Origin of the sequence: Scandinavium manionii, assembly GCF_024764775.1 — a bacterium.
GTDB lineage: Bacteria > Pseudomonadota > Gammaproteobacteria > Enterobacterales > Enterobacteriaceae > Scandinavium > Scandinavium manionii.
In genome coordinates, this window is sequence record NZ_JALIGC010000038.1 from 287,164 (window position 1) to 300,993 (window position 13,830).

The window sequence follows — 13,830 nt, forward strand, 5'->3', positions numbered from 1 at the left end:
TCTGCGAATTACGCATTCGGATTATTCACCACGAACCGCGTGGCGGCGAAGCGGTTGAGGATCAGGTGCACCAGAAACACCATCGTTAGCGTTACCAGCAGCGACACCGTGACCGACACCACGCGATAAAGATCGCTGAACACCAGATCCTGTTCAGGATGGAGATTCTGCCCAAACATGATCCCAATGGTGGTGATGCTGGCAAACCCGACGCCTGCCCCTACCTTTTCCATCACATGCAGACGGGCGCTGAACGCCAGCCCGAGGCCAATCAACGGCATCATCAGCAGCATATGGCTGCTGTGATCGTAAAGGATCAGCTGCACCAGCAGAATATACAAGCAGGCCAGCACCACGCCCACCACGCGCCAGAGCGAGCTCAGCACCGCCCCGCGATAATGCATCGGAAACAGAATAAGGATCCCCGCCATCAGCGCCGACAGTGAATCACTGAGATCGCAGACCTGGAAAATCACAAAGATAGCCGTCGCCACGGTGCCAGAGAGCAGTGACTCATGGCGAACCCGCGCGGCATTCTTTTCAATGCGCGGTGGCGGCTGGCGCGGTTCAACGTCGGGCAGCAGGAAATGCATCAACGCGCTCAGGCTAACCGCCATCACGCTGGCTTCCAGGTTGGACGACAGCAGCGTGTGCCAGCTGTTAGCGGGGTAGCTCATAAAATTGAGCATCACGCTCTGGCACACCACGCCCATCGAGCCAAACAGAAATAGCGGGCCCTGACTCATAAAGCGAAAACGCATCACGTAAAGCGCAAATACCACCAGAGTCATGACGATCGGCCATTGCGAAAGATAGCCGATGATCAGCACCATTTCGACACAGTTCAGCGCCGCACTGAAGATAAACTGCGTCGCCACATGGCGGTTAAAAACCGGCACCAGCGACAGCAGCATTACCGGATAAACCACAAAAAAGACGCCGTACTGCACGTTGTAGAAGGTGGAAATGCTCAGCGCAATCATCCCCGCGAAGACTATGCGCAGCGTCTGGCGAAAATCATTGGCGCTGTAGACGATGTTGTCGTGCGGGGTAAATACCCGCGCCAGGGTATTAATAGACATAATGCAGCCAGCTTACGAGGTGGATTTGCAGGCCGGAGAAAAAACGGGCCAGCACACCTTCGCTGTTATAAAGCTGCACCGTGGCCCGCGCGCCGGTTGGCAGCGCTTTATCGATCGGCTCATCGAGCGCCACGTGAATGCGCATCCGCTGGGCATCGCGCACCCAACGGTTGGACTCTTCCGGCTGCGAAAGTTTGCCGCTGACCGCTTCCTGCCCGGCCAAAATCCCGGCATCGCTGCTGGTGACATGGGCGCGGTATACCTTGCCGGGCAGTGCGTCAAAGACCACCGCGGCATCGGTTCCGGGCTGCGTATGGCGCAGGCTTTTTTCGCGGAAATCCGCCACAATATCGGTCTCGTCGTTCACCACCGCCAGCAGCGCGGTACCCGCTGAAGCATACAGCCCGGGGCTTAACTGCAAGTTACTGACGGTGCCCGCTGCTTCCGCGCGGATTTTCGTCCAGCCCAAATCGAGCTGCGCCTCTTCCAGCGCGTTGCGGTATTTTTGCAGCGTGACGTTGCGATCGTCGTGGCGTTCGCCGCGCTGAATCTGCAAATTATGGATGCTTGCGGTGAGTGAACTCACCGACTGCTCACTGTTTTGCCACGCGGTGCGGACGTTATCCAGATCCTGCTGCGACACGTTTTGCATCGTCGCCAGACGCTGATAACGACTCAGCGTCGCCTGATTATTGCGGGCGGTGATTTGCGCGGTTTTGAGATTGGCCTGCTGGGCGGCGATTTGCGCGTCCAACTGCTGGTTGGAGAGCTTCGCCTGTTCCAGTGCTATCTGCGCCGCCTGCACCTTATTGATAAACGGCGTCGGGTCCAGCTCATACAGGAGATCGCCTTTTTTCACCGGGCTGTTGTTATGCACGTAGACGTGGGCCACGTAGCCGGAGACGCGCGATGACACCGGGGTCACCACGCGCATGACGGTGGAATCCGGCGTGAGCGGGATCCAGATATCCGCCACGATGAAATAGACAAACATCAGCAGGAAAGAGGCAATACTCACCCTTACCCAGCGGGCAAATTTTTGTTCGGGGCTCATCATTTTTTAGGTCTTATTTAATGTCGTCGCGGAGGTTCCGCATATTGCAGGCGAGTTGGTTAAGCGTGTTGCTGAAGGCGTCCATGACATCGGCAGGAATGTTTTCCGTCACCCGCTGTTGGCAGGTTTCGATCACGTGGGTCAACCGCTTGAGCACGTCACGGCCTTTTGGCGTGAGCATTAACAGACGGCAGCGTTTGTCGTACGGCGATATCGTACGCAGCAGATAGCCCTGTTCCTCGAGATGCACCAGCGTGCGCATCAGCGGCGGCAGTTCAATGCCCTGCACTTCCGCCAGTTCGCTGGTTGAGACGTTATCACCCAGTTGTTGCAGCTGCATCAGCGTCGTCCAGCTGGACTGCGTCAGGCCAGTGTCGGTTATCGCGTTGTCGATAATGGCTCGCCACTGGCGCACCACCATCGCCATGCGCATCCCCATCGGGCGGCGGGCGAACAAAGCATCTTCAGTCATGAGGTCTCCTTAACAACGCAGGAGAAGATTAATACTTACCCTGATAAGTATCAAGAAACGTCTTAACGAAAGAGCATGGAATGCGAAATAAAAAACCCGGCGCTCAGGCCGGATGATGCACTCAATAATCCTCGCGTCGCAGCCCAACATCCTTCAGCTGCGCGTCGCTGAGTCGGTCGAGTGCCCGACGTGTTTTCCAGATACGCCAGGTTTGCCGCAGCCAGCGGCCCATCAATACGAATATTTGAAACGGCGCTTTCGCGCGATTTTCATGAAATTCCATCCTGCACCTCCTCACGCTGTCAATGACGCTATTTTCGCCGTGAGGAGGGTTAACAATACAGATTCAAATTGTACTTTTATTTAACATACAGATCCGCTAAAACGGTATCTGCACGGCGTTTTTCACGCCAATCTGTACTGGTTTTGCCATCTGTATGGCATCAAATGAGGATACAGCGATGACGCGTTACCAGCATCTGGCGAATCTGATCGCCGAAAGAATCGAACAGGGGCTGTACCGTCATGGCGAAAAATTACCGTCAGTGCGTGCGCTGAGTCAGGAACACGGCGTCAGTATCAGCACCGTGCAGCAGGCCTATCAGACGCTGGAAACGCTGCAGCTGATAACGCCCCAGCCGCGGTCCGGCTATTTTATCGCGCCGCGTAAAGCCCAGCCGCCCGTGCCAGCGATGTCACGCCCGGTGCAGCGCCCGGTGGATGTCACCCATTGGGATCAGATCCTCACCATGCTGGATGCGCGCCACGATAAATCGATAGTCCCCTTCGGCGGTGGCTCGCCGGATATCACCCAGCCGAGTCTGAAGCCGCTCTGGCGTGAAATGGCGCGCCTTGTGCAGCATCATGCCACCGATATTTTCAGCTATGACGAACTCGCTGGCCGTAGGGAGTTGCGTGAACAAATCGCCCGCCTGATGCTCGATGGCGAAGCGGTAGTCAGCGCCGACGACATTATCATCACCAGCGGCTGCCACGCGGCGCTGGCGATTGCCCTGCTGGCGGTGTGTAAACCGGGCGATATCGTCGCTATAGAATCGCCGTCGTTTTACGGCACCATGCAATTGCTGCGCGGTTTCGACATTAAAGCGATTGAGATCCCGACCGATCCACAAACCGGGATCAGCGTAGAAGCCCTGGAAATGGCGCTGGAGCAGTGGCCGATCAAAGGGGTGATTCTGGTGCCGAACTGCAACAATCCGCTCGGTTTTATCATGCCGGATGCGCGTAAACGTGCGGTGCTGGCGCTGGCTCAACGCCACGATATCGTTATTTTCGAAGACGATGTCTACGGTGAACTGGCAAACGTTTATCCCCGACCGCGCACGATCAAATCCTGGGATATCGATGGCCGGGTGCTGCTGTGCAGCTCATTTACCAAAACCATCGCCCCGGGCCTGCGCGTGGGCTGGATTGTGCCGGGCCGCTACCATGACCGGGTGCTGCACATGAAATACGCCGCCACCGGCACCAACGTACCGACCACTCAGCTGGCGGTCGCGGCTTTCGTGCGCGAGGGGCATTACCACCGCCACATGCGCCGGATACGGCAGATTTATCAGAGCAATATGGAAACTTACACCTGCTGGCTGCGTCAGTATTTTCCGTGTGGAATTTGCGTCACCCGGCCCGAAGGCGGCTTTATGCTGTGGGTCGAACTGCCGGAAATGGTCGATATGGTGTGCGTCGCGAAACAGCTGTGCGAGCTGAAAATTCAGGTGGCGCCGGGCACGCTGTTTTCCGCTTCTGGCAAGTACCGCAACTGCCTGCGCATCAACTGCGCCCTGCCAACCACCGAGAAACACCGCGAAGTAATGGAAAAACTCGGCGAAGCCATTCATCTGGCAATGGACTAAGCGCAGGCGGTGAAAGCCGCCTCGCGTATTCAGTCAAAAAAAACCATTCCGGCATACGGCTTTTCACGGCAGGCCGCCAGCCGCTGTTCGAGGCTGCCGGCGTGGATCTCAAGCTGATGGCCATCCGGGTCGAGAAAATAGTAAGACTCACCCTCGCTCTTGTTGGCTTTCCACATCACCACGCTCTGCGCCTGTAGGCGTGCGACAAAAACGGCAAAATCAGATGGCGAAATCGTGAAGGCATAGTGCGTGTAATCAACCTTTTCCGTCACCGCAGAATCAGACGATAAACACAGCCACAGCGCGCCACAACTAAAGTATGCGCCGTTATCCCAACGGGCGTGAAGTTGCATCCCGAGCAGTTGCTGATAAAACGTGATACTGCGCGGGAGGTCAGTCACCGCAAGCGTTAAATGGTTGAGGCCGGTCAGCATAGAAGCGTTGTCCATCAGTGCGATTAAAAGAACAAGACTAGCAGCCTTGATCACACCCTGGATAGTACACGGTTTGAACCGACGGGTTGTCGCGGCATACTCAGGAAAACAATGAATTATGGAGGTGATAATGAAGATTGCGCACGTGGCATTGTGGACCCGCGACCTGGACGCACAGGCAGCATTCTGGCAGCGGTATTTCGACGGCACGCCGAATGAGAAATACCTCAGCAAAAACCGTCCAGGATTTGCCTCTTATTTCATCACTCTGGCAGATGGCCCAACGGTTGAGTTGATGACCCTGCCGGAATTGCCTGACGCCCCGGACAACCGCGAGTTTTGCGGCTGGGCGCACATCGCGCTGAACGTCGGTGACAAGCAGGCGGTGGATGCACTGGCAGATAAAGCCCGCGAGGAAGGCATTCTGAAAAGCGGCCCGCGCATGACCGGGGATGGATACTACGAAGCGATCATTCTCGATCCGGATGGCAACATGATCGAGATTGTGGCGGGCTGATCAATACGCGCCTCGCGTTTCCCGGTCATTTCAGCGATTCCGTCATTCTTTGACGCAGCCAGCGGTGCCCTGCATCGCGGTGCTGCCGCTCATGCCAGAGCATCAGCATTTCAAATCCTTCAACATCAACCGGTGGCACGACGGTGGTTAACCCAGCCACGTTTCGCGTAAGCCGCTCCGGCACCACTGCGACCAGATTGGTTTTCAGCAGCGTCTCGACCAGGAATAAAAAGTGAGGCACCGACAACACTACGCGACGCGACAACCCGCTGCGGGCCAGCGCATCGTCGGTCGCTGCCCAAAATCCACCGCCATCCGGCGAGACCATCACCTGCTCAAGCTGACAAAACTCCGCCGCCGTCAGGGGAGATTGCAGCATTGGATGCTGCTCTCGCCCGGCTAGCACGTAGCGTTCGTGGAACAAAGTTCGCTGATGCAGCGAATCCGGCGCGCCATCGCGGGTGTGGAAAATCAGGTCGATATCACCCTGCTCCGCCTGACGCAAAAAGCGCTGGGGCTGCAACTCATACACCGCGAGGCGGGATAGCGGCGCCTCCTGGCGCAGCCCTTCCAGCATTGGCAACAGGATGGCCGTCGCCATATAGTCAGTGGCCGCCACACGCCAGGTGAGCTCCGCCTTCGCCGGATCAAACGCTTCGACGGGCGCCACCACCGCCTCCAGCGTGCTCAGCGCCTGACGCAGAGGCTCACGCAGCGTATCGGCCCGGGAGGTGGGCTGCATGCCCCGCGGGCCTGGCAGCAACAGCGGATCGTCAAAAATCTCCCTCAGCTTTGCGAGCTGCACGCTCACCGACGGCTGAGACAGATTGAGCCGCCGCGCCGCGTGGGTCACGTTGAGCTCGTCGAGCAGCACCTGCAGCGTCAGCAGAAGATTAAGATCCAGCCGATTGAAATTAGCCATGACAATACCTGTTATTGCAGCAATGAATTTCAACTATACCGCCAAATTACATACCCTGCAGAGACTTTTACCAGACAGGATATTCGTTATGAACGTACTTATCGTCTTCGCCCACCCGGAACCCCGCTCACTTAATGGACAACTCAAGGATGATGCCGTCGCGCATCTGCAACGATCGGGGCATCAGGTGCAGGTTTCCGACCTCTACCGGATGCAGTGGAAACCGACGCTGGATGCGCAAGATACCACCGCGCCACTGCGCGGGGAGAGATTTAACCCCATCACCGATGCGCGCTATGCTTTTGATAATGCGCTGCAAAGTTCAGACATCGCCGCTGAGCAGGAAAAACTCATCTGGGCCGATGCCGTTATATTCCAGTTTCCGCTGTGGTGGTTCTCCATGCCGGCCATCATGAAGGGCTGGTTCGATCGGGTGTATGCCAACGGGTTCGCTTACGGCGTGGGTGAACACAACGAAACACACTGGGGCGACCGCTACGGCGAAGGCACGCTGGCGGGCAAACGCGCCATGCTGCTGGTGAGCACCGGCGGCTGGGAATCGCATTATTCCGCGCGCGGCATAAATGGCGCCATCGACGACATTCTGTTCCCCATCCAGCACGGAATGCTGTTCTACCCGGGGTTCGACGTTCTGCCGCCGATGCTTATCTACCGCGCCGAGAAAACTGACGACGCGCGCTACGCTGAATATCGCCAACAGCTTTTACATCGACTGGATACGCTCGAAGACACCCCGCCGCTGCCGTTTCGCCGCCAAAACTACGGCGACTATGAGATCCCCGCGCTGACGCTACGGCCAGAGCTGGCCGAAGGGAAAAGCGGGTTGGGGATGCATATGGGATGAGAATCAGAGAGTTGCGTCGGTAAATGGGAGGTGGCTGACATTTGTAGCCACTTCCAGTTTTTGGGGGGCTTTGGTTTTAAGGATTGAATGAAAAAGAGTGGAAAGGTTTATGTTGCGTTGATGCAGGAAACAAAAAAAGCGCTAGAATTGCATAGTAGATGGTGCGAAGGCCGGACTCAAATCATCATGTAACCATATAAAATACAAACAAAAAATATAAACCACAATTCAAAGTGCCCCCTTTTGTGCCCCCACCATTTATTTTGATAATTTTAAGCTCAACTACTTGGTTTATCTGGAAAAAGATAACAAATTCTATCTTCGGTTTGGATCCGTTGCACGGATCCAAACCAGAACAGAAAAAAACTTTTTTTTTGGAAAAACTGTTCACACTGTTCACTAAGGTTTTTTATTTATAATATTCATGTGGTTATAAGGTGAATGGTTAGTGAACAGTGAACACTTTACTGTTCACTATTGCCTTTTCGCAGGTAAAAAAAGACCGGCGATTGCCGGTCAGGGTAGGTTATTTCGCTATGGGATCATCGCATTTCGGTAGCCAGTCGGCGTTGCTTTCCTCTCTTAGCGTGAGATTGGTCTGTATGCCCTGATTTTTTCGGCGCATCTCATAACTTAGCCCGTACTCTTTCAGCATGGCTGGCAACCCCTTACCGAACATAGTCAGGCTTAGGGTATTCCTGTAGCCGTGGGCTTCCATATACGCCAGATAGGCATGATACAAATACAGGCGCGGCTGACGCGGAATGATATTGGCATTGCCAATATACATACCCTCGGGCTCCGGCAGTGCTTCAAGGTAGCCACAAAAATCAAATGTCGGGTCGGCGTCACGCTTGATGCTGAGTGCTTCATCGGAGTTCTGCTGTGACTGGAGCAGTGCGCGGGCGGTCATCGGGTCGCTGAACTTCTGCATAAGCTGGCGCACAATCACGGCCAGCTCACGGGCGATTTTGTTCTTAAGCTGCGGGTCGCGTTCCTCCGGGGCAATCTGTTCCGGGAAATGCAGGATCACCCGGCGACGGGAAACACCGCCGCTGCGGTCAGTAAAGCGCATCGGGTTATTGTTCACGGCCAGAATCACCGCCGGAATATGGGTGGAGTACGCATCCTTGTATTTCGGGTCGACCGATACCGCATCCCCACCAGTGATGGCCTTAAGTCCTGCCCCGTCACCACTCCATTTTTCCTGGTCAGGCAGACGGATCAGCGAGAAGCCAATCAACGCAGCACGTTCACGTGGTGATTCCAGCGTTTCGATGGTAGCCGACGTGGCGTTATCTTCCCCGGCAAGCATGGTCGCAATTTCGGCCAGAATACTTTTGCCACTGCCACCCGGCCCGGTCACTTCGAGAAAGAGCTGCCAGTCGTAGCGGTTCGCCAGCACCATAAACAGCGCAGCCAGAATAACGTCGCGTTTTTCCGGTCTGCCACCGGCGGCGCGGTCGAGCCAGCGCCAGAAAGCCGGGGCGTGGGTTTCCAGTGTTTCACTCTCGACCGGCGGGGTAAAATCGACATCACAGAGCGTGCGCAGCCAGTGTGATTTATGGTGCGGGATGAATGTGCCAGTGGCGGTATCAAGCACGCCGTTGCGAAAGCCAATCAGACGCCGTGCCGGGGAATCCTGCTGCGGAATAATCAGTTTCAGGGTTTCCACCACTGAGGCAATTTTCCCCGACGAGAACGGCGCGCGCAGGCGCTGGAACAATCCGGCCACATCACGGGAAAAATCTGACGGCGGAATGATTTTCCATATCCCGGCCTCATAACGGGACAGGAGCTGGCCGTTCGCATCCACGGCCAGCGCTTCGCCGTAATGCTCATGCACCCGCATCGCCTTTTCACTGGTACTCATGGCGGTAAATTCCGCCTCGCTCATGGTAGCGAAAGGACTGTCAGCCGGTGGCCGGATGGTGTCATAAATCGCTTTCCGCGTCGCCTCCTCGCCATTCTGCATAAACGCATCATTCCAGTCACCAAACACAGGCGGCAGGGCAACAACGCCCTCGCAGGCTTCTGCGGCCGCTTCGGCTTTTGTCTGGCCGTCACCGTTAAGGTCGCGGTCAGCGGCAAGCACAATCTGACAGGCCGGGTGCTTTTGTCGGGCAAGGCTCGCCAGAGAAAGGAGGTTCACGGAGGACAGCGCCACCATGACGGTTTCGCCGGTCAGGTGATGCACGGTGAGTGCGGTCGCATAGCCCTCCGCTATCCACAGGCGTTTTCCGGCCTGTTTCTGCCCCTCAATGATATGACATGCCCCTTTTACTGCGCCGCCTTTCAGGGTGCGTTTGACACCGTCAGAATTGATAAGCTGTAGGTTAACCAGTGCACCGGTGCCGTCATGCAGCGGCACCACCACATCACCGGCGCGGAACGTCACGCCGCCGGTTTTATGCAGGGCGGTGAGCGTCAGACATTCCAGAACAGGGAAGCCCTTGTGGGTCAGGTAAGCGTTGCCGGTGGCCGGTCGGGTTTTCTCCATCAGTTTCGCGGCCAGTGAGGTCGCCGCTTTACGGTCGGCATCGGTTTCAGTCTCTGCGGCCGCAATCACCTTCGGGGCAACCGGTGACAGATTACCGGTGACAGTATTCACCTTTTGGGCGGCCTCTGAGGCAGAAATGTCGAATACCTTCTCAACCAGTTTAAGCCCGTCACCCGCGCCACACTGGTTACAGAACCACGTGCCGCGCCCCTCTTTATCGTCAAAGCGAAAACGGTCAGAGCCGCCGCATACCGGGCAGGCCTGATGCCGGTTTTTAATGACCTTCACACCCAGCGCCGGGAGAATGTGCGGCCAGTGGCCGCAGGCCTGTTTAACGGTTTCCGTTACGTTCATTTTCATTGTTTTTTTCTCCCTCAGTGCAGTACAGGCGATGTGATGTGACGGGCGCAAAGTTCATCCATCACCGCGAGCCCGAGAAAGGACAGTGACGGCGCGGCTTTCAGTGGTCCGGCTTCCATTAAATCTTCCAGTAATGCACAGGCAATCTGACGGCCTTCCTCCTCGCCGTGCTGGCGCAGATAGAAGCCCTCCAGCTCGGCTGAAATGGCGTTCTCCAGTGCGTCGAGGGTGAGGTGCGGGTAGCGGCGCTGATGTTCACACAGGGTCAGCCACGCACAAGCCACGGCGCGGCGATACAGTGCGGCACGTAATACGGGCGGTAATGGCTGTTTCATACGTTGCCCTCCCCGGTCAGCCAGCGCTGATTGCAGCGCTCGACCACGCCGTCGAGCTGGGCGGTCATGAGATAAATCACGGAGGTGAGCTGTAACTGCTGCACCAGGTCACGACGAACGGTCGCGCAATCCTGTTCCTGCATCAGATCGCCGACGAGCTGGCCGACGTTGCGCATATGCTCAAGGCATTCGAGGTCACGGGCGGTAATAGTGGTATTTCTCATGCGTGCACCTCCGCAACCGGCAGACGGCCAGCGAACGAGAGGACGTAATCACGAACAAGGGAAAGGCGTGCGGCGTGTTCATCACCGGCAACGGTGCGGAGCATACAAATACGGGGTTTACGGTCTGCGCGACGAACGGCGGCAAACACAAAGACAAACTGCGGGTGTGACGGGGTGAGGGTCGTAGCCATAGGGGCAACCTCCTTGAAGTAGCGGTTATCGCCACCACCGGAGTTCTCACGCTCGGGTGGTAGCCCAGACGGGGGTGAGAAACCGGCCTTCAAGGGAACCGGCCAGCCCGAAGGCTGCCCCGCCTGAGCCACCATTACGCAGATACAGCAACGGCTTAAGAACCGATGCGTAAACAACAGGTGCACATAGGCATAGACACAAAAAAAGACGCATGGCGCGTCCGGTGTCGCCTTGAAGTAACTCGGGTTCTCACGCCCGGCTGTCGATTTTGCGACAGCGGGAAAACTATACCTGGAAACGGCGAAAAGAAGCAAGCCAGAAAAAGGGGCTGTTTGCTGAACGGTCATCATCATGCGTCTTAGCCCCGGTTGCGTTCTGCAATGCGATCCGCCATCCATGCGGTGATTTCAGACTTCGCCCACGCCACGTTTTTTCCTCCGAGGCTGATTTGTTTCGGGAATGCCTCCCGACTGATGAGGTCATACACAGTCGAACGAGACAGGCCGCATAAATGCATCACTTCGGGCAGACGAATAAAACGCTCATGAACGGCGTCAGAGACCGGCATCAGAGGCGCGGCAGGGGCAGAAGACGGGGAAGAAAAAGCAGTGTGCATCGGGCTACCTCACAAAGTCCATACAGTGCCGGTCGTGTCCGTCCGGCTTCGGGTAGCTCTCTATTTTGTGAATATTTTCCCTCAGGGCAACAAGTCATTTTGCACCGCAAACCACTGCAACAAACCGTTAACAAGTGAGTGGCAAACCGTGGCAAACGTTGGCCCTTCTTTGGCAAATGTTGGCAAACTGGTGGCCCAATCCCAATTACCTTTAATTATAGATATTTTACTTTTAATCGCTAAAAAGTCTAAATGGGCAGAGCATCGTAAAAGCAGAAAGGTGAACAGTAGTGAACAGTCGGTGAATAGTTACCTCTCAACTGTTCACCTCTTAATTTACTGTATTACTTATCTTTTTCTTTGGAGTGAATAGTAGTGAATAGTTATTAGTAAAAAAACAAATGGTGAGTATAGTTTTCCAGAGACCTTTCTCTGGCCAGCCGGGTTTTAAGGTCTGTTTGTGCCATTTTTGCCACAACGGCAATGAATCGTCTTGTTGTGTCTGGCGCGGCAGAATCTCCTCAGATTGAAACGAATAGGAGACCCGACATGACTCAGACCGCTGTTATTCCCGACTACCTTAAACCCGCAATGGATCGTCTTGAGACGGCCAGAGAGGTGCATCTCACCAATGCCCGACGTATGGACGAAACCACGACGGCCATCAGCCAGGTGCAATCGCAAAAAAATGAACTGGAGCAGGAAAACGGCACTGATTCCGGCGCATGGCGTACCGCCTTTCGTGCCGGTGGTGCTGTCATTACCGATGAGCTGAGACAACGCCATATAGAGCGCGTGACACGGCGTGAACTGGCGCAGGAATGTGACAACATGGCTGAAGTGCTTTCTTTCGAGCTGGATAGCCTCCGGGGAGCCTGTGACCGCACGGCCAGAGCATACCGTCAGGCACATCACAGCGCCCTCAGTCAGTATGCAGAGCATGAACTTGATGCAGCCCTGCGTGAAAGCTGCGGTGCGCTCGTCAGGGCAATGAAACTCAGCATACTGGTTAAAGAAAATCCGCTTGCCAACACCATCGGGCATCAGGGCTATGTCGAGCCAGAGCATGCCGTTATGCAGCAGGTGAAAACGTGGCTTGAGCAGGCGGTGAAGGGCTGCAATATCCGTCTGACTGATGAACCCGTGCTGTTTAAAACGGGTCTGTCGGCCTCCACTCTGCCGCATATGGAGCATGACGTTGCGACCACACCCGGCCAGCGCAAGGTCTGGCAGGAAAAAATGCGGGAACGTGAGGCCGACCTGAAAGCACGGGGATTACTGTCATGATGCGCTGCCCTTTCTGCCGCACGGCGGCCCACGTTCGCACCAGCCGCTATATGTCTGACAGCGTCAAAGAAAGTTACCTGCAGTGCCAGAATGTGCACTGCTCGGCGACATTCAAAACGCATGAGTCCATCTTTGAGGTGATCCGTTCCCCGGTCGTCGATGAGAAACCCGCACCGGTGCCGACAGCACCCGCAGCTCCACGTCAGGTGAAAGGCTGTTACAGCTCACCGTTCCGCCATTAATCAGGAGAGACAACCCGTGACCACCCTGACCTTACAGCAAGCCTATGAAGCCTGTCAGACAAACAAAACCGCATGGCTGAACCGTAGAACCGAACTGGCCGCTGCCGAGGAGGAATATCAGGCATTATTGCTGGATGACAACGCATCAGGCTCCCGCAGATTACAGTCGCTGCGCGACCGCATTGACGTAAAAAAATGGGAGGTTAATCAGGCCGCCGGTCGCTACATTTTCTCGCATGAGGAAGTGCAGCGCATCAGCATCCATAACCGGCTGCACGATTTTATGCAGCAGAACGGCGCAGAGCTGGTCGCCACACTGGCACCCGAGCTGATGGGAATTAAGAACCAGCCCACAATGATAAAAAACCGTACGCTTGACCGTTCAGTAGCATACCTGCGCGAAGCTCTTTCCGTCTGGCTGGCCGCAGGAAATGACATTAATTATTCTGCACAGGATAAAGACATTTTAACGGCCATCGGATACAGGCCTGACGCGCCTTCGCGGGATGATAATCGTGAAAAATTCACCCCTGCACAGAGCATGATTTACACCCGTCGACGCGCCGAACTGGCCGAGCAGTAACCTGTCAAACAATCCCCGTAATTCCCGCCATTTTTCCCGAATTAAGCCATGCATCCAAAGGGTGCATGGTTTTGCATGCGTTTTCCCGTTCATGTACTCCCGACCAGCGCCAGTCCCGGCGCGGCCTGAGGCCGCCTTTGCACCTGCATTAAAAGCGGCACCTTAAGCGGGCAGGCGTGGCGGGGAGAGCATTGCGCGCAGATGCTTACTGTTATGATTTTAAAATAGTACAAACAAGATTAAACTGATTCTTATAGAGAAATAATCACAT

17 protein-coding genes are annotated in these 13,830 nt (G+C 55.7%); 6 read left to right on the plus strand and 11 right to left on the minus strand.

The features are described 5' to 3' along the window. Positions 1-8: 8 nt before the first annotated feature. The 4 genes from MUU51_RS13220 to MUU51_RS13235 all read right to left on the minus strand — a co-directional run bounded on the left by MUU51_RS13220 (position 9) and on the right by MUU51_RS13235 (position 2,891). Positions 9-1,082, minus strand: coding sequence for a DUF2955 domain-containing protein (locus tag MUU51_RS13220; protein WP_159771515.1), 1,074 nt, complete (start codon positions 1,080-1,082; stop codon positions 9-11). Further along, complete coding sequence (locus MUU51_RS13225; protein ID WP_159771518.1) at positions 1,072-2,139, minus strand: HlyD family secretion protein; 1,068 nt, start codon at positions 2,137-2,139, stop codon at positions 1,072-1,074. Before MUU51_RS13225 ends, MUU51_RS13220 begins: the two co-directional genes overlap by 11 nt. A 10-nt stretch (positions 2,140-2,149) precedes the next feature. Beyond that, positions 2,150-2,608, minus strand: a complete 459-nt coding sequence (locus MUU51_RS13230; RefSeq protein ID WP_159771521.1) for a MarR family transcriptional regulator — start codon at positions 2,606-2,608, stop codon at positions 2,150-2,152. Between the two features lie 121 nt (positions 2,609-2,729). Continuing rightward, entirely contained in the window at positions 2,730-2,891 is a 162-nt protein-coding gene (locus tag MUU51_RS13235) for a DUF1127 domain-containing protein (protein WP_159771524.1), read from the minus strand. A gap of 178 nt (positions 2,892-3,069) precedes the next feature. Between MUU51_RS13235 and MUU51_RS13240 the strand changes: the two genes are divergently transcribed. Then, a complete protein-coding gene (locus MUU51_RS13240; RefSeq protein WP_258967907.1) occupies positions 3,070-4,482 on the plus strand; it encodes an aminotransferase-like domain-containing protein in 1,413 nt (470 codons plus the stop codon). Positions 4,483-4,511: 29 nt separating this feature from the next. On the opposite strand, the gene fos is transcribed toward MUU51_RS13240, so the two are convergent. Continuing rightward, positions 4,512-4,916: a fosfomycin resistance glutathione transferase gene (fos, locus tag MUU51_RS13245; RefSeq protein WP_258967998.1), complete on the minus strand. Its 405-nt coding sequence runs from the start codon at positions 4,914-4,916 to the stop codon at positions 4,512-4,514. A gap of 130 nt (positions 4,917-5,046) precedes the next feature. Here fos and MUU51_RS13250 point away from each other — a divergent pair, with 130 nt between their 5' ends. Further along, on the plus strand, positions 5,047-5,433 hold the full coding sequence (locus MUU51_RS13250) for a VOC family protein (protein WP_258967908.1): 387 nt from the start codon (positions 5,047-5,049) through the stop codon (positions 5,431-5,433). 25 nt (positions 5,434-5,458) lie between these two features. On the opposite strand, the gene MUU51_RS13255 is transcribed toward MUU51_RS13250, so the two are convergent. Continuing rightward, positions 5,459-6,355: a LysR family transcriptional regulator gene (locus MUU51_RS13255; RefSeq protein WP_258967909.1), complete on the minus strand. Its 897-nt coding sequence runs from the start codon at positions 6,353-6,355 to the stop codon at positions 5,459-5,461. 88 nt (positions 6,356-6,443) lie between these two features. Between MUU51_RS13255 and MUU51_RS13260 the strand changes: the two genes are divergently transcribed. Then, the gene (locus MUU51_RS13260) at positions 6,444-7,220 is read left to right on the plus strand and encodes an NAD(P)H-dependent oxidoreductase (RefSeq protein ID WP_258967910.1); all 777 of its coding nucleotides are present in this window, start codon (positions 6,444-6,446) and stop codon (positions 7,218-7,220) included. A 526-nt stretch (positions 7,221-7,746) separates the two neighbouring features. On the opposite strand, the gene MUU51_RS13265 is transcribed toward MUU51_RS13260, so the two are convergent. From MUU51_RS13265 to MUU51_RS13285, 5 genes are read right to left on the minus strand one after another with little or no spacing between them, the layout of a single operon-like run. Beyond that, positions 7,747-10,080 (minus strand): primase-helicase zinc-binding domain-containing protein, encoded by a 2,334-nt coding sequence (locus MUU51_RS13265; protein WP_258967911.1) that lies wholly within the window; start codon positions 10,078-10,080, stop codon positions 7,747-7,749. Positions 10,081-10,094: 14 nt separating this feature from the next. Next, positions 10,095-10,415 carry a DUF5375 domain-containing protein gene (locus MUU51_RS13270; RefSeq protein ID WP_063941034.1) on the minus strand — a complete coding sequence of 107 codons (321 nt, stop codon included), beginning with the start codon at positions 10,413-10,415 and terminating at the stop codon, positions 10,095-10,097. Then, positions 10,412-10,639: a hypothetical protein gene (locus MUU51_RS13275; RefSeq protein WP_258967912.1), complete on the minus strand. Its 228-nt coding sequence runs from the start codon at positions 10,637-10,639 to the stop codon at positions 10,412-10,414. The genes MUU51_RS13270 and MUU51_RS13275 overlap by 4 nt, the downstream gene beginning before the upstream one ends. Beyond that, on the minus strand, positions 10,636-11,184 hold the full coding sequence (locus MUU51_RS13280; protein ID WP_031608979.1) for a host cell division inhibitor Icd-like protein: 549 nt from the start codon (positions 11,182-11,184) through the stop codon (positions 10,636-10,638). Before MUU51_RS13280 ends, MUU51_RS13275 begins: the two co-directional genes overlap by 4 nt. 5 nt (positions 11,185-11,189) lie before the next feature. After that, positions 11,190-11,447, minus strand: coding sequence for a helix-turn-helix transcriptional regulator (locus MUU51_RS13285; RefSeq protein ID WP_000556586.1), 258 nt, complete (start codon positions 11,445-11,447; stop codon positions 11,190-11,192). Between the two features lie 549 nt (positions 11,448-11,996). Here MUU51_RS13285 and sid point away from each other — a divergent pair. From sid to MUU51_RS13300, 3 genes are read left to right on the plus strand one after another with little or no spacing between them, the layout of a single operon-like run. Beyond that, entirely contained in the window at positions 11,997-12,734 is a 738-nt protein-coding gene (sid, locus tag MUU51_RS13290; RefSeq protein ID WP_258967913.1) for a capsid size-determining scaffold Sid, read from the plus strand. Then, positions 12,731-12,976, plus strand: coding sequence for an ogr/Delta-like zinc finger family protein (locus MUU51_RS13295; RefSeq protein ID WP_000984204.1), 246 nt, complete (start codon positions 12,731-12,733; stop codon positions 12,974-12,976). The genes sid and MUU51_RS13295 overlap by 4 nt, the downstream gene beginning before the upstream one ends. A 16-nt stretch (positions 12,977-12,992) precedes the next feature. Beyond that, positions 12,993-13,559, plus strand: a complete 567-nt coding sequence (locus MUU51_RS13300) for a phage polarity suppression protein (RefSeq protein WP_258967914.1) — start codon at positions 12,993-12,995, stop codon at positions 13,557-13,559. The last annotated feature ends 271 nt before the right edge of the window (positions 13,560-13,830 follow it).